Annotated in this window: 17 protein-coding genes; 12 read left to right on the top strand and 5 right to left on the bottom strand. The window is 63.4% G+C overall.

What is annotated here, in order from left to right:
- Window positions 1–11: 11 nt before the first annotated feature.
- The 8 genes from GM655_RS01210 to GM655_RS01175 all read left to right on the top strand — a co-directional run bounded on the left by GM655_RS01210 (window position 12) and on the right by GM655_RS01175 (window position 10,737).
- Window positions 12–1,673, top strand: coding sequence for a methyl-accepting chemotaxis protein (locus GM655_RS01210; RefSeq protein WP_155432822.1), 1,662 nt, complete (start codon window positions 12–14; stop codon window positions 1,671–1,673).
- A 177-nt stretch (window positions 1,674–1,850) separates the two neighbouring features.
- Window positions 1,851–2,717: an HDOD domain-containing protein gene (locus GM655_RS01205; RefSeq protein ID WP_155432821.1), complete on the top strand. Its 867-nt coding sequence runs from the start codon at window positions 1,851–1,853 to the stop codon at window positions 2,715–2,717.
- A gap of 3 nt (window positions 2,718–2,720) precedes the next feature.
- Window positions 2,721–3,947 (top strand): DUF2863 family protein, encoded by a 1,227-nt coding sequence (locus GM655_RS01200; protein WP_155432820.1) that lies wholly within the window; start codon window positions 2,721–2,723, stop codon window positions 3,945–3,947.
- Window positions 3,948–4,069: 122 nt separating this feature from the next.
- Window positions 4,070–5,257 (top strand): tetratricopeptide repeat protein, encoded by a 1,188-nt coding sequence (locus GM655_RS01195; protein ID WP_155432819.1) that lies wholly within the window; start codon window positions 4,070–4,072, stop codon window positions 5,255–5,257.
- Window positions 5,258–5,382: 125 nt separating this feature from the next.
- A complete protein-coding gene (locus tag GM655_RS01190; RefSeq protein ID WP_229632326.1) occupies window positions 5,383–7,974 on the top strand; it encodes an SMP-30/gluconolactonase/LRE family protein in 2,592 nt (863 codons plus the stop codon).
- 4 nt (window positions 7,975–7,978) lie between these two features.
- Complete coding sequence (locus tag GM655_RS01185; RefSeq protein ID WP_155432818.1) at window positions 7,979–8,671, top strand: GNAT family N-acetyltransferase; 693 nt, start codon at window positions 7,979–7,981, stop codon at window positions 8,669–8,671.
- Between the two features lie 166 nt (window positions 8,672–8,837).
- Window positions 8,838–9,851, top strand: coding sequence for a hypothetical protein (locus GM655_RS01180; RefSeq protein WP_155432817.1), 1,014 nt, complete (start codon window positions 8,838–8,840; stop codon window positions 9,849–9,851).
- A gap of 91 nt (window positions 9,852–9,942) precedes the next feature.
- Entirely contained in the window at window positions 9,943–10,737 is a 795-nt protein-coding gene (locus tag GM655_RS01175) for an alpha/beta fold hydrolase (RefSeq protein WP_196308677.1), read from the top strand.
- Between the two features lie 11 nt (window positions 10,738–10,748).
- Here GM655_RS01175 and GM655_RS01170 read toward each other — a convergent pair whose 3' ends face one another.
- Window positions 10,749–12,071, bottom strand: a complete 1,323-nt coding sequence (locus tag GM655_RS01170; RefSeq protein WP_155432815.1) for an aminotransferase-like domain-containing protein — start codon at window positions 12,069–12,071, stop codon at window positions 10,749–10,751.
- Between the two features lie 130 nt (window positions 12,072–12,201).
- On the opposite strand from GM655_RS01170, the gene GM655_RS01165 reads away from it, so the two are divergent.
- The gene (locus GM655_RS01165) at window positions 12,202–12,819 is read left to right on the top strand and encodes a LysE family translocator (RefSeq protein ID WP_155432814.1); all 618 of its coding nucleotides are present in this window, start codon (window positions 12,202–12,204) and stop codon (window positions 12,817–12,819) included.
- Window positions 12,820–12,840: 21 nt separating this feature from the next.
- Here GM655_RS01165 and GM655_RS01160 read toward each other — a convergent pair whose 3' ends face one another.
- Window positions 12,841–13,341, bottom strand: coding sequence for a DNA-deoxyinosine glycosylase (locus tag GM655_RS01160; protein WP_155432813.1), 501 nt, complete (start codon window positions 13,339–13,341; stop codon window positions 12,841–12,843).
- Window positions 13,342–13,497: 156 nt separating this feature from the next.
- Between GM655_RS01160 and GM655_RS01155 the strand changes: the two genes are divergently transcribed.
- Window positions 13,498–13,935 (top strand): Mpo1 family 2-hydroxy fatty acid dioxygenase, encoded by a 438-nt coding sequence (locus tag GM655_RS01155; protein WP_155432812.1) that lies wholly within the window; start codon window positions 13,498–13,500, stop codon window positions 13,933–13,935.
- Here the strand turns inward: GM655_RS01155 and GM655_RS22690 are convergent.
- Window positions 13,932–14,069 carry a hypothetical protein gene (locus tag GM655_RS22690; protein ID WP_196308676.1) on the bottom strand — a complete coding sequence of 46 codons (138 nt, stop codon included), beginning with the start codon at window positions 14,067–14,069 and terminating at the stop codon, window positions 13,932–13,934. The genes GM655_RS01155 and GM655_RS22690 overlap by 4 nt on opposite strands.
- A gap of 167 nt (window positions 14,070–14,236) precedes the next feature.
- On the opposite strand from GM655_RS22690, the gene GM655_RS01150 reads away from it, so the two are divergent.
- Window positions 14,237–15,151, top strand: a complete 915-nt coding sequence (locus tag GM655_RS01150; RefSeq protein ID WP_155432811.1) for a DMT family transporter — start codon at window positions 14,237–14,239, stop codon at window positions 15,149–15,151.
- 3 nt (window positions 15,152–15,154) lie between these two features.
- A complete protein-coding gene (locus tag GM655_RS01145) occupies window positions 15,155–15,646 on the top strand; it encodes a GNAT family N-acetyltransferase (protein WP_155432810.1) in 492 nt (163 codons plus the stop codon).
- A gap of 58 nt (window positions 15,647–15,704) precedes the next feature.
- On the opposite strand, the gene GM655_RS01140 is transcribed toward GM655_RS01145, so the two are convergent.
- Both GM655_RS01140 and hutI read right to left on the bottom strand, forming a co-directional pair.
- On the bottom strand, window positions 15,705–18,374 hold the full coding sequence (locus GM655_RS01140) for a zinc-dependent metalloprotease (RefSeq protein ID WP_155432809.1): 2,670 nt from the start codon (window positions 18,372–18,374) through the stop codon (window positions 15,705–15,707).
- 83 nt (window positions 18,375–18,457) lie between these two features.
- Window positions 18,458–19,681 carry an imidazolonepropionase gene (gene hutI, locus GM655_RS01135; RefSeq protein ID WP_155432808.1) on the bottom strand — a complete coding sequence of 408 codons (1,224 nt, stop codon included), beginning with the start codon at window positions 19,679–19,681 and terminating at the stop codon, window positions 18,458–18,460.
- Window positions 19,682–19,686: the final 5 nt, after the last annotated feature.

Genomic DNA, 19,686 nt, shown 5'->3' with positions numbered 1-19,686 from the left:
AGGAGCTGGCCATGCTGAAGAAACTGCGGATAGGACCGAAACTGCTGCTGGCCCCGGGGCTGGTACTGTGCCTGCTGATGCTGACGGCCGGCGCGGCCTACTACGGCATGCTGCGCCAGAACGCCACGCTGGAAAATATGCTGCAGGTCCGTACGGCGCGGCTCAAGAGCGCGGCCGATGTCAGCGCCGAGCTGCGCTATGCCCATGCCCGCATCTACCAGTTGCTGGCATGGGTGAATGGCAGCTTTGCCCAGAACCGGCTGGATGAGCTGAACCGCCAGATCCATCAGGGTCATGACAGCATAGAGCAGCAGCTGCGCCAGCTCGGCAGCGACATGACGGCCAGCGACGATGCGCCCGAGCGCCAGATAGTCGAGCAGTCGCGCCGCGCCTTGCAGGCTTACCGCAAGGCGGTGCAGGACACCATGGACATGGCGGCCATGGACCAGAGCATCGCCACCAATGCCATGGCCAAGGCCGAGCAGCAGTTCCAGCAACTCAATACCCTGCTGGCCCGCATGTCCACGCTGGAGCAGCAGCTCAGCGCACAGGCGCACCAGCAGGCACGCGCCGAATTCCAGCAGCTTAGCAGCGGCATGGCCGTGCTGGTGCTGCTGTCCGTGCTGCTGTCGCTGGCCGTGACCATGGCCGTGCGCAGCGCCATGCTGCGCGATATCCGCGCGATCGCCGATGTGGTGCTGGCACTGGCGGCCGGCCGCCTGATCACGGGCGCCAGCAACGACGGGCGCGATGAAATCGCCGATACGGCGCGCATGCTGGACCGCACCATGGACAATCTGACCCAGACGCTGGGCACCATCCGCACGGCCGTGCAGACCATCGACGTGGCCGCGCACGAAATCGCCAGCGGCAATCTGGACCTGTCCAGCCGCACCGAGCTGCAAGCCAGTTCGCTCGAGCAGACTGCCAGCGCCATGGCCAGCCTTACCGAAGCCGTGCAGCACAACGCAGCCAGCGCCCGCCAGGCCTGCCAGCTAGCCGCCAGCGCAGCCCAGTTGGCGCAGACGGGTGGCAGCGCCGTGCAGCAGGCGGTACAGACCATGGGCGATATCCGCAGCAGCTCGCGCCAGATTGTCGACATCATCAGCGTGATCGACGGCATCGCCTTCCAGACCAATATTCTGGCCCTGAATGCGGCGGTGGAAGCAGCACGGGCCGGCGAGCAGGGGCGCGGCTTTGCCGTGGTAGCCAGCGAAGTGCGCACGCTGGCGCAGCGCTCGGCCGCTGCTGCGCGCGAGATCAAGACGCTGATTGCGGCCTCGGTGGCCACCATCGATAGCGGTAGCGCATCGGTACAACAGGCCGGCGCCCACATGAACGACGTGGTGGCCTCGGTACAGCAGGTCAACGACATCATCACCCACATCTCGCAGGCCAGTGCCGATCAGGCGCGCGGCATCGCCGAAGTCAATCAGGCCGTGGGCCAGATGGATGACGTCACCCAGCAGAATGCGGCACTGGTGGAACAGGCCGCCGCCGCCGCGGCCAGCCTGCAGGAACAGGCCGTCCAGCTATCGGCCGCCGTGGCCGTGTTCCAGATGCCTGACAGTGCGCCCGCGCCGTCCAGCGCGCTGGCGCTGGCATCGGCGGCACCGCCAGCGTGGTCGAAATCGCAATCTGGATCAGGTGTACACAGAGCCAGAGCAAAATGATATAAAAATGTTCTTTTTCCCTAGAGGGCCGCACCCAAAAGTTGGCATTCGGCACATAAATCGGGGAAATTTAGATATCCATCGCCGCAGCTTGCGGCGATAATCAGGGAGCACAACAGAGCGCACTGGTTTATAGTGTCGCTTTGGCATCATTAGTACCCGACCCTGAAGAATACGATGACACCAGTAGCACCTCACGCCCAGCCCGACGACCACGCCGTAGAAGATGCGCTGATCCGCTCGATCCGGATTCCGCCTCGCCCCAGCCTACTGGTCGACCTGCAGCACGAGCTGGCCCAGCCCGACCCGTCGCCGCGCCGCATTGCGCGCATCATCGGCAATGATGTTGGCATGTCGGGCGCGCTGCTCAAGCTGGCCAATTCGCCGTTCTTCGGTGCCAGCCGCAAAGCCAAATCCGTCGAGCAGGCCATCAACTTCCTCGGCATCAGCCAGTGCGCCGCCCTGCTCACGGGCCTGCTGGCGCGCCAGGCCATCGATGGCAAGCAATCGGATCTGGACGCATTCTGGGAAATCTCCGCGCGCCGTGCGCAGGCGGTGGTGTTCTGCTCGCGCAAACTGCGCATCGCCCCGCCCGACATCGCCCACACCTTCGGGCTGTTCTGCGATATCGGCGTGCCACTGCTGATGAACCGCTTTGCCGACTATGCGCAAACCTATAGCGAAGCCTGCGACGACCACATCAACCCGTTTACCCAACTCGAAGACCAGCGCTACCAGACCAACCATGCGGCCATAGGCTGCCTGCTGGCGCGTAACTGGGGCTTGTCGCCCGACGTCAGCTGGGCGATTCTGCACCACCACGACTACCGCGTGCTGGAAGATCCGGCCACCGATGACGCGATCCGCTCGCTGGTTTCGCTGGCACTGCTGGCCGAACAGGGCATACAGCGCTTCCACGGCCGCCGCATGTCGTATGAATGGGAAAAAGGCCGCGACTACGCCTGCCGCCATCTGGGCCTGACGGAAGACGAAACCGCCGACCTGCTGGAAGAACTGAACGAAGCCCTGCATACCGAACGATAGACTATGGCAAACAACAAGCGCCCCGTCGCGCGCAAATCGGCCGCCGCGCCCGAACTCAAAGACGAACAGCAAACCACCGAACTGTGCGCGCTCGCGCTCGACCTGTCGGATGGCGAATTCAATAACGACATCGTGGCCGAGGCCACCCGCGCCGATCTGGCGCAGAAAGGGCTGGAGTTCCAGCGCCTGCTGCGCAAGCTGCTCAACCAGAGCAAGGATGAAGTGCTGTACGGCGCGATCGAACTGGCGCGCGACGAATCCGTGGACGGCTACCGCTACCTGCGCAATGCCATCGAAGAAGGTGCGGCCAGCGTGCGCCTGCGCCATGCCGATGCGCCGGAAATGGAAATCGACGCCTTTGCCATCCCCGTGTTTGTGCACAGCCAGGGCGGGCTCGATGCCGCCGCTGATTTCCAGGACAGCGACGCCTACGACGCCGTGCTCGATAGCTTCACCGATGCCGGGCTGGAAAGCCCGCGTGCGCGCGTGGTACTGGTCAGCCATGCCTATGATCTGGCCGAAATCGAAAAGATCACTTACGGCCAGCTGCACAGCATGGTGCGCGAAGCCGAGCAATCGCTGAACAACAAAAAAATCATGGCAGCGCCGGCGCTCGAGCGCAGCATGGCGGCCGGCTGGGCGCCGAGCAGCTTCGGCCCCGACGATAGCGCGGTGGAACTGCGCTTCCTGCTGGGCTTTGCCCTCAAGCGTGCCGACGATCCGTTCTACGCCGTACCGGCCAAGGAAAAAGCCGCCGACGCCTATTTCGCCCAGCGCGCCGAACGCTACCAGAAGTGGACCGAACAATATGCACCCATGGTGGCGCGCTGCCTGGGCCGCGGCCGCGGCAGCGATCCCGCGCTGCGCCTGAACTTCCTGTATCAGGATCTGTTCTTCGGCGCGCGCGCGACTGCGCAGGCCGAGTACGCCATGCTGCAAATGCTGGCCACACTCAATCAGGCCATGGACGGCCACGCGCCCGAGCAGCTACAGGCCATCATTGCGCCCACCGACATCGACGACGACATGGTTTTACGCGTGCAGCTACGCATCGGCGACAGCGTACTGGCCGAATGCGACCGGCCGCTCGACCTCACGGCCGATCTGGAAATCGAAGTCGACGATGTGAGCGACGCGCTGGCCAGTCTGGGCCTGGGTCTGGGCCAGTTGTCGGTAGCCCGGCGTTTCGACGCCGACGGCCAGCCGCAGGAGCTGCGCCCGCTCGCCTGAAGCAGCGTTTGACAGTACCCGCACAGGCGAGGATACTTTCCTTCAGCGGAACCCGGTAGCCTCTTCTTAGTCTTAGTCTTACTGCGCTAACCCATGGCGTCCCGCCGATACGGGAGACTGTCATGAAAGCCTGCGCCATCCTACTTTGCGCCGCATTGCTGGGCGGCTGCGCCAGCACGACACCGCTGGACCAGTTACCAGCGGCGCCGCAACTATTCCACGACCAGCTATTTGACGCGCCAGCCCGGCCGGTCGAGATCGACCACATCTTTGCCGTCAATGCCGACATGCGCGCCTATCTGCAGCGCGAAGTCAGCCACAACCTGCTGCACAAGGATGTACGCCGCGTACTGTTTGAAGCACTGTACCGCAAGGACAAGCTGCAGCTCGAGTACGACGCTGCCATGACGCGCGACGCGGCCGAAACCTTTGCCGCCCGCTCCGGCAACTGCCTGTCGCTGGCCATCATGACGGCGGCACTCGCGCGCGAACTCAATCTCAACGTACAGTTCCAGCAGGTGCAGGTGGATGAAAGCTGGAGCCGTGCTGGCGACCTGTACTTCGCCAGCAACCACGTCAACCTCGTACTCGGCCAGCAGCGTACGGATATCCGCAACGGCTTCGGGGTGGACCTGTCCAGCCCGCTGACGGTGGACTTCATCCCCATCACGGCCAAGGCGCGCGAGAATGCCAGGCCACTCGATGAAACCACCATCATCGCCATGTACCTCAACAACCGCGGCGCCGAACTGCTGGCGCAAGGCCAGTACGATCAGGCCTACTGGCTGGTGCGCAAAGCCATCGAGCAAGCCCCCGCCTTCCTGCACGCCTACAATACGCTGGCCGTGATCTACCAGCACCACGGCAATTTGCCCGAAGCCGAGCGCACCCTGCGCTATGCGCTGCAGCAGCGGCCGGACAACGTGATCGTGCTATCGAATCTGGCGCAGACGCTGGAAAGCCAGGCGCTGCCGGACAAGCGCGCCGAAGCTGCACAATTGCGCTTGAAGCTGGCGCAACTAGAACCGGAACCGCCGTTCTACTACTTCAATCTGGGCCAGGCCGCGATGCGCATCGGCGACTTCGAGCGCGCACGTGAACTGTTCCGGCGCGAGCTTGCGCGCGTGCCCGACTACCACGAATTCCACTTCTGGCTAGCGCTGGCCGATTACCGTCTAGGCTACCTGCGCGAGGCGGATATGCACATGGTCAAGGCACTGGCCAACAGCACCACACGCAGCGATCACGCTCTGTACGCGGCCAAGCTGGACAAGCTGCGCGCCTACGAAGCGGCCGCCCTGCAGAAATAGGCCGGGCCTGAAGTTAAGCGCGAAAATACGGCACAACTTGCCCTCTATGCCAGCTTGACACCCTGTTGTGGGTGAACAACAATTGTAGGCTCAGGCACGACCCGTGCTGCCTACCAGGAATACTCATGCTGCATCGCCGGTCCATCGCGTCGACTTTCGTCTACTCCTGCTGTGCCCTGCTGCTGGCCACGCTCGCCGGCTGTGGCGGCGGAGGCAGCAGCACTGGCAGTGGCAGCACGCCCGTAGTCAGCCCCGCCCTCAGCTTCACTCCCGACACCGTGCGGGCCAGCGTGAACGCGGGCAGTGCGCTGACGCTGAACGTGATCGCCGCCGTGACCCGTCCGGCCGAAGTCACGGGCCAGGTGTTCGCCTCTGTGGTCGATAGCAATGGCGTGCTGCAGCCCAATCCCCAGCTAGTGCGCGACAGCGACAGTCAGTACCACGCGGTGCTGCAGACGGCGCCCGGTCTGGCCGTAGGCACGTATACCGGCAACTTCAGCGTGCGCCTGTGCCGCGATAGCGCGTGCGTCAGCCAGTTCCCCGGCTCGCCCGTCAGTCTGCCCTACAGCCTGCAAATCGTTGCAGCCGGCCAGCCTACCTTTACGGCGACGCCAGCCACCGCGCTGGCCGGCACTTTCCACGTTGGTGGCACGGCCGCCAGTCCTATCAATGTTGCCATCAATGCGGCCGGTCGTAGCTGGAGCGTCAGCAGCAGTGCAAGCTGGCTCAAACCGGCCCTCACTAGCGGCAGCGGCAACGCCACGCTAGCTGTGAGCTTCGATGCTACTGGACTGACCGTGGGCGAGTACAACGCCAACCTGACCCTCAGCGCCAGCGATGGCCAGAGTGTGACGCTGGCGGCCACCCTGTCGGTCCAGCCTAGCGGTCTGGTCAGCAACTCCAGCAGCCTGACTTTCAACGCCATCAATGGCGCACCGATACCGGCCCAGAACATCACTATCGATACCGATGACCAAGCCAGCGCCAAATGGACGGCCAGCGCCAGCGTGGGCTGGCTCAGCGTCACGCCCAGCAGTGGCAGCACGCCGGCCAGCATGGCGCTGTCGGTCGATCCGCGCGTGGGTACGCTGGCCAGCGGCAGCTATAGCAATACGCTCAGTTTGGCAGCGCCCGGCCTGAGCACGCGTACCTTGCCCGTCACGCTCAATCTGAGCCCCGCCACACTGAGCACCTCCGTAAATGCCGTCACGCTGGGCGGCACTTACGGCCGTGATTTCAGCAGCACAGCTTCCGTCACGCTCAGCCTGAACACGCTGAGCAATAGCTGGCCATGGATACTTGATACGCTGCCCGCATGGGCCAGCGCCAGCAGCACCAGCGGCAGCGTGAGCCAAACCGGCAGCAAGCTCAGCTTCACTGCCGTGCCCAATAGCGCCACGGTGGGCAGCAGCTCGCGCCTGATTAATGCAAGCGCCAGCGTAAATGGCGATCAGGTCAAGGCCGCCATTCTGCTGACCATCAACAAGGACCGGCACACGCTGATCCCGTCCGAGACCGCAGCCGCACTGAGCAGTGCGCCCGGCTGGTCGCGTCTGACCCGCACCATCACCGTCACGGACAACTTCGGCAACTTTGGCGGCATGCGCGCCAGCTCGAGCGCCAGCTGGCTGGCCGCCAACGTCAGCAGCAACCAGATCGCGCTGGTGGCGGACCCCAGTACGCTGACGGCCGACTCGCTGAATCTGGCCACGGTGACCATCACCCCCACCGATACCGATGCAGTGGCGCCGGAAGTGATACGCATCGCCTTGTGGAAGGGCACGCGCACGCCGAGCAGCAATACCACCACCGTGCTGCCGTATAGCAATGTCATCACCGATCCGATCCGGCCTTATGCCTATGTGCACAATGGCGGCACCTATATCGACGTCTACCACCTCTACACGGGCCAGAAAGTGGCCAGCATCACGGGACTCGCCAGCAGTCTGGGCGATATGACCACCAGCGCCAATGGCGACCTGCTGTATCTGCTCGACCTGAGCAACCGCGCCCTCGTCAGCATCAACCTGAACACCCAGAAGGTGACGGGCAACCTCGCGCTCAGCGCGGCCGACCGCACTACCCGGCTGAAAATACTGCGTCCGAACGGTGTGGAAATCCTCGCCCTGAGTACGGGCGCGGCCTACCTGACCAGCGATAACACCAAGCTCAGCCTGCCATTGAGCAGCGGCACGCTGGCCGCCAGCGGCGATGGCAAACGCCTGCTGCAACAGAGCGAAGACAGCGGCGCCGTGCAGATCGCCACCTACAGCGTCGACTATGCCGCGCTCAACGGCGGCACGCTGTATCCGGCCAAGATCAGTGCCGCCAGCCATGCCGGTGCCGGTACGCAGGGGCAGGATATCGCCGTCAGTCTGGATGGCACGCGCCTTTACAGCGCGAGCAGCGCGACCAAATCGTGCAGCATCCTGAACCCGGCCGATCTCGGTGTGCTGGCCTATCTGGCCGCCGGCGATGGCGCACCCAACAACGTGGAAGTGGGCAGCGATGGCCGGCTGTATTGCGGCACGGCGGCCAACGGCGCGGTTAGCGATATCTGGCTGTACAGCAGCAGCGGCACCCTGCTCAACCAGTTCAAGCTGACCAGCACGGGCAAGCAGCTCGCGCCGCGCCAGATGGCCGTGTCGGGCGATGGCCTGACCCTGATCGCCATCACCACCGACGGCACCACCACCATCGTGCCGGTCGGGCCATAAGAGCATGGCTTACGATCCGGCTGTCCTCGACCATATCTTCTGGCAAGCGCTGACAGGGCCGCATGCGTGCTACGCCAGCGGCAGTGGCGCCGCGCGCCGCTATGTGGAAGGCTTTTCGCCCATCATCGCGTTTGCCGATCCGGCCCAGCCCGACTTCGACGGCCTGCGCGAGGTCTGCAAGGCGGGCGAGCATTTCTACTGTGATAGCTGGCAGGGGCCAGCACCGGACGGCTGGCAGATCGAAGTGGAGTCGTCCATGTTCCGCATGGTGTGGGAAGGTGTGTGTCCGGCCACCGATACGGCTCCGCAAGCAATACGGCTGACGGCCGAGCACGCGGCGCAGGCGGTGGCGCTGGCACAACTGTGCAAGCCGGGCCCGTTCGGCCTGCGCACCATCGAACTGGGCGAATACTGGGGTATTTTTGAGGACGGCCAGCTCATCGCCATGGCCGGCGAGCGCCTGCGCGCACCGGGCCTGTGCGAAATCAGCGGCGTGTGTACCCATCCTTCGGCACAGGGACGCGGGCTGGCGCCGGCCCTGATCCGCAAAGTGCTGCGCCAGCAGATCCTGCGCGGCGACACGCCGTTCCTGCACGTGATGCACGACAATCCAGCCCACCAACTGTATCTGCGCATGGGCTTTCGCGACTACCGCCAGACCGTGGTACGCGTGCTGGCGCGCACCGCCGCAGCTTGAAGCGGCTGCGCGCGGCCAGGCCAGCCCGGGCTGGCGCGCAGCGCGAGGCGCCCCGCTATCGGGCTCAGGTGCACTCCATGCAGCCCGTTTTGCAGTTCATCGGATTTCGCCTGATGCCGCGCCATGCGGGCGCTATAGTGCCGTCTCTGATCTTCGAGACGACATCGTGAAACGACTGATACTTGCCTGCCTATGCCTGCTGCCACTCACACGCGCGAGCGCCGAAGCGCCAGCGCTCAGCATACGCTTCCTGACGATTCAAGAAGGAAAAGCAGCCCTGACCGAGGGGCCTGAAAAAAGTTATTTTGACGCACTACAGCTAGGCGAACTGCGCGCCAAGTCCAAACTGGCGTTGCACGGTAGCGCACCGGAACAGGCGCGCGCCCTGGCACGTGCAAAATTTGCCGATGATGTGCAAGCCTATAGTGCGGAGGAACAGGCCATGCTGCGCGACGTGCTGGCGCGGCTCGCGCCGCGTATCCGACGCGAAGCGCCGCTGCTGGCGCGCACGCCGTTCTGCTTCATCAAGACAGGCGCCAATGTCGAAGCGGGCATTCCCCACACACGCGGCGCCTGCATCGTGCTGGCACCGACCGAGCTCGATGGCATGCTGCGCATGTATCGCTGGGGCTGGACCACCATCCTTGACCAGATGGCCGCCCCGCTGCTGATCCACGAACAGGTGCACGTACTGCAGCGTGCCTATCCGGAACGCTTTGTCAGCCTGTACACGGAGATACTGGGCTTCCGCCACCTCGATAGCCTGCCCGACCACCCGTGGCTGATCGAACACCGCATGACCAACCCCGATGCGCTGGACCTGCGCTGGATATACCAGCTCAAGACCGCTGGCCAGCAGCAATGGATACGTACCGACCTGATGCTGCGCGAACTCGTACGGCCGAATATGGCCGACGACACCCGCCCGGTAGCCATAGAACTGATCGAACGTAACGGCACGTTTATGGTTGCGCAGGATGGCAAGGGACAGCCGCGCATGCGCGATCTGAATAGCGTGAGCGAATACAAGGATCTGTTTCCCAATCGGACAGAGAACTACCATCCGAATGAAATCAGTGCCGACCTTATCGCCGGCTGGATCAGCACGCATCCGGAAGGTAATGCCAACCATGTACTGCGTCGCAAGATCGCCGAATGGGGCGCCAGGAATCTGCAATGACCAGCGCTGTCCCAGCGTTAGAATGGCGTGCCGCGCATGCCCCGATTACCGATTTATCCTATAGCCTATGCCAATTTTTCTTCCAACGCTGATGCGTGCCAGCCTCGTGCTGGCAATCGGTCTGACGGGCTGCGCCAGCTTGCCGCATAGCGCCACGGTCAAACTCCCCGCCGGACAACCGCTCAGCTACTATGCACAGTCCGGCGCGGGGCCAACCGTGATTTTCCAGTCCGGCCTCGGCGATGGCAAAAACGTCTGGGCTCAGGTGATTCAGCAGCTACCGGCCAGCACCGCGCTACTCGCCTACGACCGGCCCGGCTATGGCGACAGCCCTTCCAGCACGGATGCGCGCGATCCCTGCACGATCGCGCAGGAACTGCACCAGCTCACGCGCGCGCTCGCACTCAAACCACCATTCATACTGGTCGGCCATTCGCTGGGCGGCCTATACCAGCACTGCTACGCCCAGCGCTATCCTGAAGAAGTCGCGGGTCTAGTGCTGATCGATCCGACCCATAGCGACCATCTGGCCGAACTGAAAAAACAGGCGCCGGCGCAGGCGGCGCTGCTGGGTGCACTCCGATACAGTGTGTTCTCCGGTACGATGCGCGACGAGTTCGACGCACAGGCCGCATCCAACGATTACCTGTACGGGCACAAGACCATATCCCAGCCCGTACTGTTCCTATTCAGCGGAAAATTCCGCCCCGAGGAACGCGGCGATTTCGAGAAAATGACACGCCAGCTACGCCGCCTATGGCAAGCTGCCGCACCGGCTTCCAGCGCAAGCGAAGTCAGTCATTCCGGCCACTACATCCAAAAAGAAGCGCCCGAACAGGTGGTGCGCGCCATCCTGCAACTGCGCGGCAACGCCCCGGCTAGGTAGGCCGCGCCGCGCTACCACAACACTTCGCGCCTGACCTGCTCCAGCGCCGCACGCAAGGATGCGAGCGGCACCGAGCCGAGCGCCAGCCGTAGCGCCTGCGGCCGTTGCGGCCCGACTGCAAATGCTGCCGCCGTGGTGACCGTTACGCCCTGCCGCGCCAGCCTCGCCGCCGTCTCCTCTGCGCGCAGGCTATCAGCCAGTTCGAGCCAGATGAAATAGGCTGCTGGGTGCGCGCGTATGGCACAGCCTTCCAGCACTGCACGTGCCAGCGTCTGGCGCTGGCGTGCATCGTGCCGCTTGGCCTGTTCCAGCGCCAGAATTTCGCCGCTTTCCATCCACTGGCAGGCCAGCGCCATGGCCACGGACGACGGATTCCAGATCGAGACGCGAATCTGGCGCGCCAGCGCATCGCTCATGCCGGCTGGTGCCACCACAAAGCCTATGCGCATGCCCGCTGCCACGCTCTTGGACAGGCTGGAAACATAGATGGTGCAATCCGGTGCCAGCGCATACAGCGGCGGCGGCGCGGGATCTGCCAGAAACGCATATGCAGCGTCCTCGATCAGCGTCAGGCCGCAGCGCCGCGCAATCTGTACCAGTGCCTGACGCTGCGCCAGCGGCATGACCCAGCCGAGCGGATTATGGATGGTCGGCATGCAGTAATAGGCCCGCACACGCGCCCGTGCACACAGCCGTTCTAACGCCGCCAGATCGGGGCCACCGGCAGCATCGAGCGGCACAGTCAGCAGATCGATGCGCTGTGCCTGTGCCGCCGCACGCAGACCCGGATAGGTCAGTGCGTCGACCGCAATCGCATCGCCGGGCTGGCAGCAGGCCGCCAATGCCACCGTAATGCCATGCTGGGCTCCATTGACCAGCAGCACCTGCGCGGCATCCAGCGTCAGACCGCGCTGCTGCAAAAAACGGGCGGCCAGCGCGCGCTGGTGCAGCGTACCGCCCTGCGGCACCGATCCCAGCAAGGAAGCGATATCGCCCGCGCTGGCAAGATTGCGCAGTCCCTGCCGCAGCATTTCTTCCTGTCCGGCCACGGTGGGCGAATTGAAGCTCAGGTCGATAGCGGGCGTCGCGCCGGCCGTCTGTACCAGCGCATCGTTACGGCAGGCGCCCTGATCGCGCACGAAAGTACCGCGGCCACGCTCGGCCACGACCAGTCCCTGCTGTTCCAGCCAGGCATAGGCGCGCACAGCCGTTGCCAGCGCGACACCGGCAGCCTGCGCCTGCGCGCGTACCGGCAGCAATTGCGCGCCCGGACGCAATTCGCCGCTGTGTATGCGCGCCAGAATTGCATTGGCAATGTCCTGATAACCGTTCATGCAAAGTACCTATAACAATTCTTTGATTGTATTAGATCAGAAATTATATGCTGCCCGCTTTACTTTCCATACACCACGCAGCTTATGTTGATATCCATCATGACCGGCCACCAGCCACATCCGGTGCACCATGCCTAGTTCCGCCACACTGGCCCTCTTCAGCACGGCCGTATTGTTGCTGCTGCTCGCACCGGGCCCCAATATGGCCTTCGTACTGATCCACGGTGCCCGCTACGGCTGGCGCGGTGCCATTCATATCGCATTGGGCATCGGTGCGGCCGACATCGTACTGACGCTGCTGATTGCCGCCGGACTCGGCCTGTTCTTCCTGCACAGTCCGCTAGCCCAGAGCTGCGTGCGCCTGATGGGTGCCGCTTATCTGTTCTATCTGGCATGGCGGGCATGGACGCCCACCCGGCTGGCCACAGCGGAAACCGTGCCACTGCTGGCGGCGCGCGCACTGTGGGGCCGCGCATTTCTGAATAGCCTGCTCAATCCCAAGGCCGTGCTGTTCTTCGCACTGTTTCTGCCGCAGTTCGTTGAAGCGGGGCGCGCACCGGCCCCCGCGCAGTTGGTGGTGCTCGGCATATGGCTGACCATGCTCAGCGTGCTATTTCATGCCTTGCTGGGTATGGCCGGCAGTCTGATGTGCAGATGGATCGCTCCGGGCGGCCACGGCCGGCCCGCAATCGCGCGCCTGACAGCCGCCATACTGGCCATGCTGGGCTGCATCTGCCTGCTCCGATAACGCTGCTAGCAGGCGCACAGACTAGGCCGGCGGCAAGGCGTCGGCGAGCGCGAGCCAGGCCTGCAATTTCTGCGCATAGGCCAGCGTATGGGCAGGGCTCGAGGACGGCAGTTGCACAATCCGGTATTTTGCGGCGGTATCGCCGAGCTGTTTCAGGCCATGGCGGGCCGCCGTGGCGCCATTGAACGCTATCGTCGACAACTGTGGCAAAGATGCGAGCAAGCCGGCAATATCATTGCTGGTATGGTCACGGATCTGGCTGTCGAGACTACCGCTGCGGCTGGCACTGGCGACTACATCCCACAAGCCTATCCGGTGCGCGCGCAAGGTGGCGAGGCGGTTGGTGTAATCCTGCGCCACCAGATCCACTCCGATCACTTCGCCCACCAGGCGCCAGAACGCGTTCTGCGGATGAGCGTAATACTGGGCTTGTGCCAGCGACTGTTCGCCTGGAAGGCTGCCCAGTATGAGCAAGCGGGCATCGGCGGCGGCGACCGCAGGAAAACTGTACTTGGTCTGCATGTTCGGTAAGTTGCCGCGCTCGGTGCGCTAGGCATGTGCGAAAGTGTGGTATCCGGTGGCGGCATTGTACGCAATGCCGCGCCATGGCCGCCGAGTGCGTGTAGAATTCATCGCACGATCGTACTAAAAAGTATGACACTTACAACGGAGACTGACATGCCCAATATTCGCACCATCGACGTGCTGCTGGAGCAATACAGCGCCAGCCATTTGCATCCCACCAATGAATGGATACACATCGTGTGTGTCCCCACCATCGTGTTCACGCTGCTGGGGCTGTTGTGGTCGCTGCACCCGGTAGTGGCGATTGCCGTCGTGGTGGCCTCGCTGGCGTATTACTTCAAACTGTCGCGCCCGTTTGCACTGGGTATGCTGCTGATGTCGGGCAGCATGCTGGTCATCCTTGCGATCTTGCCGCAAAGCCAGATTCTGACCGTCAGCCTGACTGTGTTCGTGCTGGCCTGGATAGGTCAGTTCATCGGCCATAAGATCGAAGGCAAAAAACCGTCCTTCTTCGATGACCTGCGTTTTTTGCTGATCGGCCCGCTATTCGTGCTGGGTTTCCTGTACCGTCGCTTGCGGCTCGCGTATTAACGCAGACTGGCCAGCGCAAACAGGGTTTGCGCGGCATTGTGCACATCGTCGTCAGGCAGCATCAGCACCAGTGCGGTGCTGACTGCAACATAGCCGAGTAGGCCGACAACTTTGATCTGTAGCGCGGTATTCATGGCGCCCTCCGTCGATGATGTGTCATTCCATCATACTTGCATTTTCTGCAAAATGCTCAATTTTTACGCAATGATACAAATTTAGGCGGCGTGCCGATATTTTCTGTTGCGTCGCAACAAAATTTATCCGCTAGGCAAGCAATGGCGCTGCCCGCTATACTCGTCCGATGTCCTCTCCTATCCTGTTTTTGATTGCCTGCCTGATCTGGGGCTCCACCTTCTTTGCCATCACTCTGCAACTGGGCGACGTACCGCCTGCCGTTTCCGTGGTGTACCGTTTCGCGCTGTCGGCCGCCGTACTGTTCGCCTGGTGTCTGGCACGCGGCGACCGCTTGCGCATGCCGTGGCGCGTGCAGCGCTGGATGCTGCTGCAAGGCTGCGCGACATTTGGCATCAGCTATATCTGCACTTACACCTCGGAACAGTATCTGGTGTCCGGTCTGGTGGCCGTGCTGTTCGCCCTGATGGTGTTCTGGAATCCCATCCTCAATCGCATGTTTTTCGGCACGCCGCTAGGCTGGCGTACGTGGAGTGCCGGCGCCGTGGCGATCGCCGGCGTCAGCCTGCTGTTCTACCAGTCCATCGGCGACGCATGGGCGGAAATCCGCTCGGGCGGCAATGGCCATTTCCTGCTGGGGCTGGTATTGGCGCTGACGGCCACCATCGCAAGCTCGGTCGGCAATGTGGTGGTGATCAAGGTACGCGAACAGTCGCCCAATGTGCTGCTGACCATGGCGTGGTCGATGTTGTGGGGCAGCTTGCTGGTGGCGCTGTGGGTGCTGGCCAGCGGCCAGTCGTTCCGCCTGCCCCATGGCCTGCCTTACTGGGGCGGCCTGCTGTATTTGTCGCTGTTCGGTTCGGTGATCGCGTTTGCCGCTTATTTCACGCTGATCCACCGCATAGGCTCGCACAAGGCCGTGTACATCGGCGTGGTGACGCCCGTGATTTCGGTGCTGCTGTCTATCCAGCTCGAACACTACCGCCCCGGCCTGCTCGAATGGCTGGGCATGATATTGTGCATTTCCAGCGTCGCCTGGGCCCTCAAATCCGATAGCCCCTCTCCTTCCACCAGTACGGACTGAACTATGACCTCTAGCAATCTGACCATCCGCCCGGCCACGCCGGCCGACGTTGAAGCCATCTTCGGCATGATTTACGAACTGGCCGTATTCGAGAAGCTCGAACACATGGTAGTGGCCACGCCCGCCATGCTGCACGACAGCCTGTTCTGCGCCAAGCCCGTGTGCGAAGCCATCGTCGGCGAAACGGAAGGTGAAGTAGTGACCTTTGCCCTGTTCTTCCATAACTTCTCCACCTTCCTGTGCAAGAAAGGTCTGTATCTGGAAGACCTGTACGTCAAGCAAGCACGCCGTGGCCACGGCTACGGCAAGCAGATGCTGGTGGCGCTGGCCAAACTGGCGGTGGAGCGCGACTGTGGCCGCTTCGAATGGTCAGTGCTGGACTGGAATGCCAATGCCATCAAATTCTATGAAGGCATGGGCGCCGACCTGCTGCCGGACTGGCGCATCTGCCGCGTGACCGGCAATGCGCTGACCCATATGTCATCCGGTACGTGATACGCGGCAAAGCGCAGCGGCAGCGCTGCTAGTGCACTCTGGCCGTTAGCGGCTGCGCTCAGGTGCCTACGCGCAGCAACGGCGCTTTCAGCGTCTGGCTCAGGGTTTCATAAGCTTCGGCCAGATGGGCCTGTACTTCGCGGCTGGTCTTGCTGCGGTGATTGCGGTTCTGCGCTGCGCGCAGATCGCGCTGTAGCTGCAGCGCATACTGGCGCTGCAGGCTGCGCGCATCGGCCAGCGTCGGCGTGGGGCTACGCAGCAAGCCCGCGCACAAGCGCTTCAGATGCTCGCGCTGCAGATTGCGCCGTGCCGCCGTGATCTCCTTGCCGCTTTTCAGCTCGCTCCAGATGGCGTTCTGCAGGCTGCCATACAGCTCGTCCAGACTCAGTACCTGCCGCTTGTCGTCGAGTTTTTCCAGCGAATCCGTTAACCGGGTCGCTACCGCATCCGCCATCAACTGGTCCAGCGCAGCCGTCTGCAAAGCCAGCACCCGCGCCGCCACCGACACATCCGGCCGCGCCGTCATTTCAAATGGCTCCGGCGTCAAGCGGCTCACCAGCGCTGGCGAGAAATGCAGGCTATCGGCCTTGAACAGGCTGCCCGTAATCATCTGCAGCGCGGCGCGCTGGCGTGCCAGCGGCACCGGCGTAAAGGCCGCACGGCCAGTCCCGGCATGGTCATGCACATAGCTGACACCACCGATGTATTTCACTGCCAGCGGCAAGGTGCGCGCGTATTGCTGATAACCGTTCTCGAAACTGCGGCGCAGGCTGTCGAAGCTCTCGCCCGGTTTCAGCGTGCGGCGTTCCAGCCGGTCCCACAGCTCGCGCGACATGGCCAGCCGGCGCTGCACATAGGCCAGCGGGTCGCTACCCAGATCATAGGAATTCACTTCGGGATCGGCATTGAAGCCGCCCGCTTCCAGATCGGAGCCGAAGCTCAATTCCGGCTCGCCAGAACGGGCAGCAATGCGCGCTAGCTCCTCCTTTTCCTGTGCCGCCTCGATAGGCTTGTAAGCATATTCGATGGCCCAGTAATCATACGGGCCCAGTGCGGAGGGCACATACTCGCCCTGGGTTTCGCCCTTGAGTGCCAGATTGAACGGCGTGTAATCCATCACGGAGCCGGCCATGCCATGCTGGCGCGTGAACTCGGGGTCCTGCAACTGCTTCAGGCTGTACACGGTGGAAGCACGGAAGTTGTGGCGCAAGCCCAACGTGTGGCCAATTTCGTGCATCACCACGGCCCGCACATAAGCCTGCGCCAGCGCTTCCGCTTCGGGGCCGGCCATATCCGTTTCGCTGCGCGCGGACAGCAGGCCCATGGCGAATTCCAGTTCCGTCGTCACGCCATCCTGATACTGGCAGCGGTCCTCCGGTGCGGCCAGCGCAGCGCTGGCGATCTGGCGACGCGCACCACGGGCAAATACATCGGACACGGCGATATCGGCATCGAGAATCTCGCCGCTTCTCGGGTCCACCTGACGGGGCCCCAGCGAGAAGCCCACATCGTTGCCGAAGAACCAGCGCACCGACGCGTGGCGTGCATCCATGGTATCGAAACGGTCGGTCTCGCTCTGCTGCCTGACCACGATGGCATCCTTGAAGCCTATCTTTTCGAACGCAGCATTCCATGCCAGCACACCCTGTCTGACGGACTCGCGGTACTTATGCGGCACATTCGCATCGATCCAGTAGACGATGGGCTGCTTGGGCGCCGACAGCGGCAGCGCGGGATCGAGCTTCTCCAGCCGCCAGCGTTCCACCAGATGCAACGCCGTCGTTGGCTTGATGTCGTCGGAAAAATCATGCGAGGTGCGCACGAAATGGCCTATGCGTTCATCGGCCGGCCGGCCCGCCATAGGCTGCGCCGGCAGCGGCATGAAGTTGTAATAGAAGCCGAGGAACAGGCTGCGTGCATCGGGCAGCGTGGTCGGCGGCGCATAGCCGGAAGCCTGTGCTGCCGCCGCCGCTGCAGCCGTTGCCGGTGCGGCCGGCAGACGCGGCACCAGATAATGAGCCTGCACCTGCAAGCCGGTCATGCTGTCGTCCGAACGTACACTCTGGAAGCTGCTGTTGCGCGCATCGACAGAGTAAGGCAGACGGAAAGCCGATTCCAGCTTGGTGCCATAAGCCGCCATGTCGCCGAACAGCAGCGTGCTGGCTTCGATCAGGATGGCGCCATTCTGCGGATGCGGGCCGCTGATCACGGGCGCTATCGCCAGCAGGCTATCGGAATACGCTTGTGCCACGGCCAGCGCCTGCGGCGTACCGGCTTTGGCGCCATACGCCGTGTTCTTGGCGATCAGCTGCACCAGCGGCCCAACCCGATGGAACACCACCACCTGGCTCATGCCCATCTGGCCGCCGTAGATGCCGCGTTCGCCGATGCCGTTGGGGGTATTCACCGACATGAACAGGGGGCGGTCGAACTGGTCGGGGCGCAGCTCTATCCAGACCTTTTCCTCTTTCTGATACAGGCCCAGAAAACCCGGCACATGGGCAGCACCGCGCACGATGTCGGCAAACGGACGTGCGCCGGGCGGAGTTTGCAGGGCGACCGGCATAGCAGCCGGCGTGGCAGATGCCGCCGGTGCGACAGCGGGGGCCACCTGCGCTTCCGGCGCATGCGGCACCGGTGCAGGTTGTGGATGGACTGGCTCCTGCGCCAGCGCACTGGCGCCCAGCGTCAGCAAAACAGCCGCGCGGAGGGAATTCACGACAAACATGGGCTTCCTGTTACGTTAAAACGAGCATCGCATACTGTAACCGATCGCCCGTTCCACACCGTAAAATTTGCCGAGGCTATCCTCTAATTCTGCCCGCCGCACAACACTACACGCAACACCCCGCGCTGCACCACGCCGCAGCAGGGGTTATGGCCGATGGCATACGACAGGTCGGCCGGACGGGCGATGCGCCACAGGGCGAAGTCGGCCTGCTTGCCCACTTCCAGCGTACCGATGCGGTCGGAGCGTCCCAGCGCACGGGCCGCATGGCGCGTGCAACCGGCCAGCGCTTCCAGCGGCGTCAGACGCCACAGGGTGCAGACCATATTCATGGCCAGCAGCAGCGAAGTCATGGGCGAAGTGCCGGGATTGCAGTCGGTTGCCACCGCCATGGCCACGCCGGCCGCGCGCAGTTCGGCCACCGGCGGCGGAGTGGTATCGCGCAGGAAGTAATAGGCGCCGGGCAGCAGCACGGCTACCGTGCCGGCAGCAGCCATAGCGGCGATGCCGCTGGCGCTCAGGTGTTCCAGATGATCGGCCGACAGACCCTGATAACGCGCCACCAGTGCGGCGCCCGCCAGATCGGAAAGCTGTTCGGCATGCAGCTTGACGGGCAGGCCCAGAGCCTTGGCGGCCGCGAACACGCGCTCCGTCTGGGCTGGCGTAAAGCCTATGCGCTCGCAGAAGGCATCTACCGCATCGATCAGCCCTTCCTCGGCCAGCGGCGCCATCATGGCGCACACGGCATCCACATAATCGTCGGCACGGCCAGCAAACTCCGGGGGCACGGCGTGGGCACCGAGGAAAGTGGTGGCCACATCGACCGGCAGTTCGCGCCCGATGCGGCGCGCCACGCGCAGCATGGCCGCCTCGGAGGCCTGCGTCAGGCCGTAGCCGGATTTGATTTCCAGCGTCGTCACGCCTTCGGCCAGCAGGCTGCGTAGACGCGGCAGGCTGGCCTGCAACAGTTCGTCCTCGCTGGCGGCACGGGTGGCGCGCACGGTAGACATGATGCCGCCGCCAGCACGGGCAATATCCTCGTAGGTAGCGCCGTTCAGGCGCGCTTCGAATTCGTCGCTACGATTACCGGCATGGACGATGTGGGTATGGCAGTCGATCAGGCCCGGCGTGAGCCAGCAGCCCGCGCCATCGTGCGCACTGGCCGCCTGTGGTGCGGCGGGTAACTGATCCATCCGGCCCAACCACGCAATGCGGCCATCCTTGACGGCGATCGCGCCATCCCGTAGCTCGCCATAGCCATCGACCATGGTGGCCAGATGCACATTGGTAAACAGCAGATCCCACATCGTTA

The organism is Pseudoduganella danionis, from assembly GCF_009720775.1.
GTDB lineage: Bacteria > Pseudomonadota > Gammaproteobacteria > Burkholderiales > Burkholderiaceae_D > Rugamonas > Rugamonas danionis.
Note: the sequence above shows the minus strand (reverse complement) of the source record. Positions and strands in the feature narration are given on the sequence as shown.

Bases quoted from the DNA above. Each gene is read 5' to 3' on its own strand.
- GM655_RS01205 (WP_155432821.1), top strand. From the start codon at position 1,851: ATGACACCAGTAGCACCTCACGCCCAGCCCGACGACCACGCCGTAGAA.
- GM655_RS01170 (WP_155432815.1), bottom strand. From the start codon at position 12,071: ATGAACGGTTATCAGGACATTGCCAATGCAATTCTGGCGCGCATACAC.
- GM655_RS01190 (WP_229632326.1), top strand. From the start codon at position 5,383: ATGCTGCATCGCCGGTCCATCGCGTCGACTTTCGTCTACTCCTGCTGT.
- GM655_RS01160 (WP_155432813.1), bottom strand. From the start codon at position 13,341: ATGCAGACCAAGTACAGTTTTCCTGCGGTCGCCGCCGCCGATGCCCGC.
- hutI (WP_155432808.1), bottom strand. From the start codon at position 19,681: ATGTGGGATCTGCTGTTTACCAATGTGCATCTGGCCACCATGGTCGAT.
- GM655_RS22690 (WP_196308676.1), bottom strand. From the start codon at position 14,069: ATGAATACCGCGCTACAGATCAAAGTTGTCGGCCTACTCGGCTATGTT.
- GM655_RS01185 (WP_155432818.1), top strand. From the start codon at position 7,979: ATGGCTTACGATCCGGCTGTCCTCGACCATATCTTCTGGCAAGCGCTG.
- GM655_RS01200 (WP_155432820.1), top strand. From the start codon at position 2,721: ATGGCAAACAACAAGCGCCCCGTCGCGCGCAAATCGGCCGCCGCGCCC.
- GM655_RS01165 (WP_155432814.1), top strand. From the start codon at position 12,202: ATGCCTAGTTCCGCCACACTGGCCCTCTTCAGCACGGCCGTATTGTTG.
- GM655_RS01195 (WP_155432819.1), top strand. From the start codon at position 4,070: ATGAAAGCCTGCGCCATCCTACTTTGCGCCGCATTGCTGGGCGGCTGC.
- GM655_RS01175 (WP_196308677.1), top strand. From the start codon at position 9,943: ATGCGTGCCAGCCTCGTGCTGGCAATCGGTCTGACGGGCTGCGCCAGC.
- GM655_RS01150 (WP_155432811.1), top strand. From the start codon at position 14,237: ATGTCCTCTCCTATCCTGTTTTTGATTGCCTGCCTGATCTGGGGCTCC.
- GM655_RS01140 (WP_155432809.1), bottom strand. From the start codon at position 18,374: ATGTTTGTCGTGAATTCCCTCCGCGCGGCTGTTTTGCTGACGCTGGGC.
- GM655_RS01145 (WP_155432810.1), top strand. From the start codon at position 15,155: ATGACCTCTAGCAATCTGACCATCCGCCCGGCCACGCCGGCCGACGTT.
- GM655_RS01210 (WP_155432822.1), top strand. From the start codon at position 12: ATGCTGAAGAAACTGCGGATAGGACCGAAACTGCTGCTGGCCCCGGGG.
- GM655_RS01155 (WP_155432812.1), top strand. From the start codon at position 13,498: ATGCCCAATATTCGCACCATCGACGTGCTGCTGGAGCAATACAGCGCC.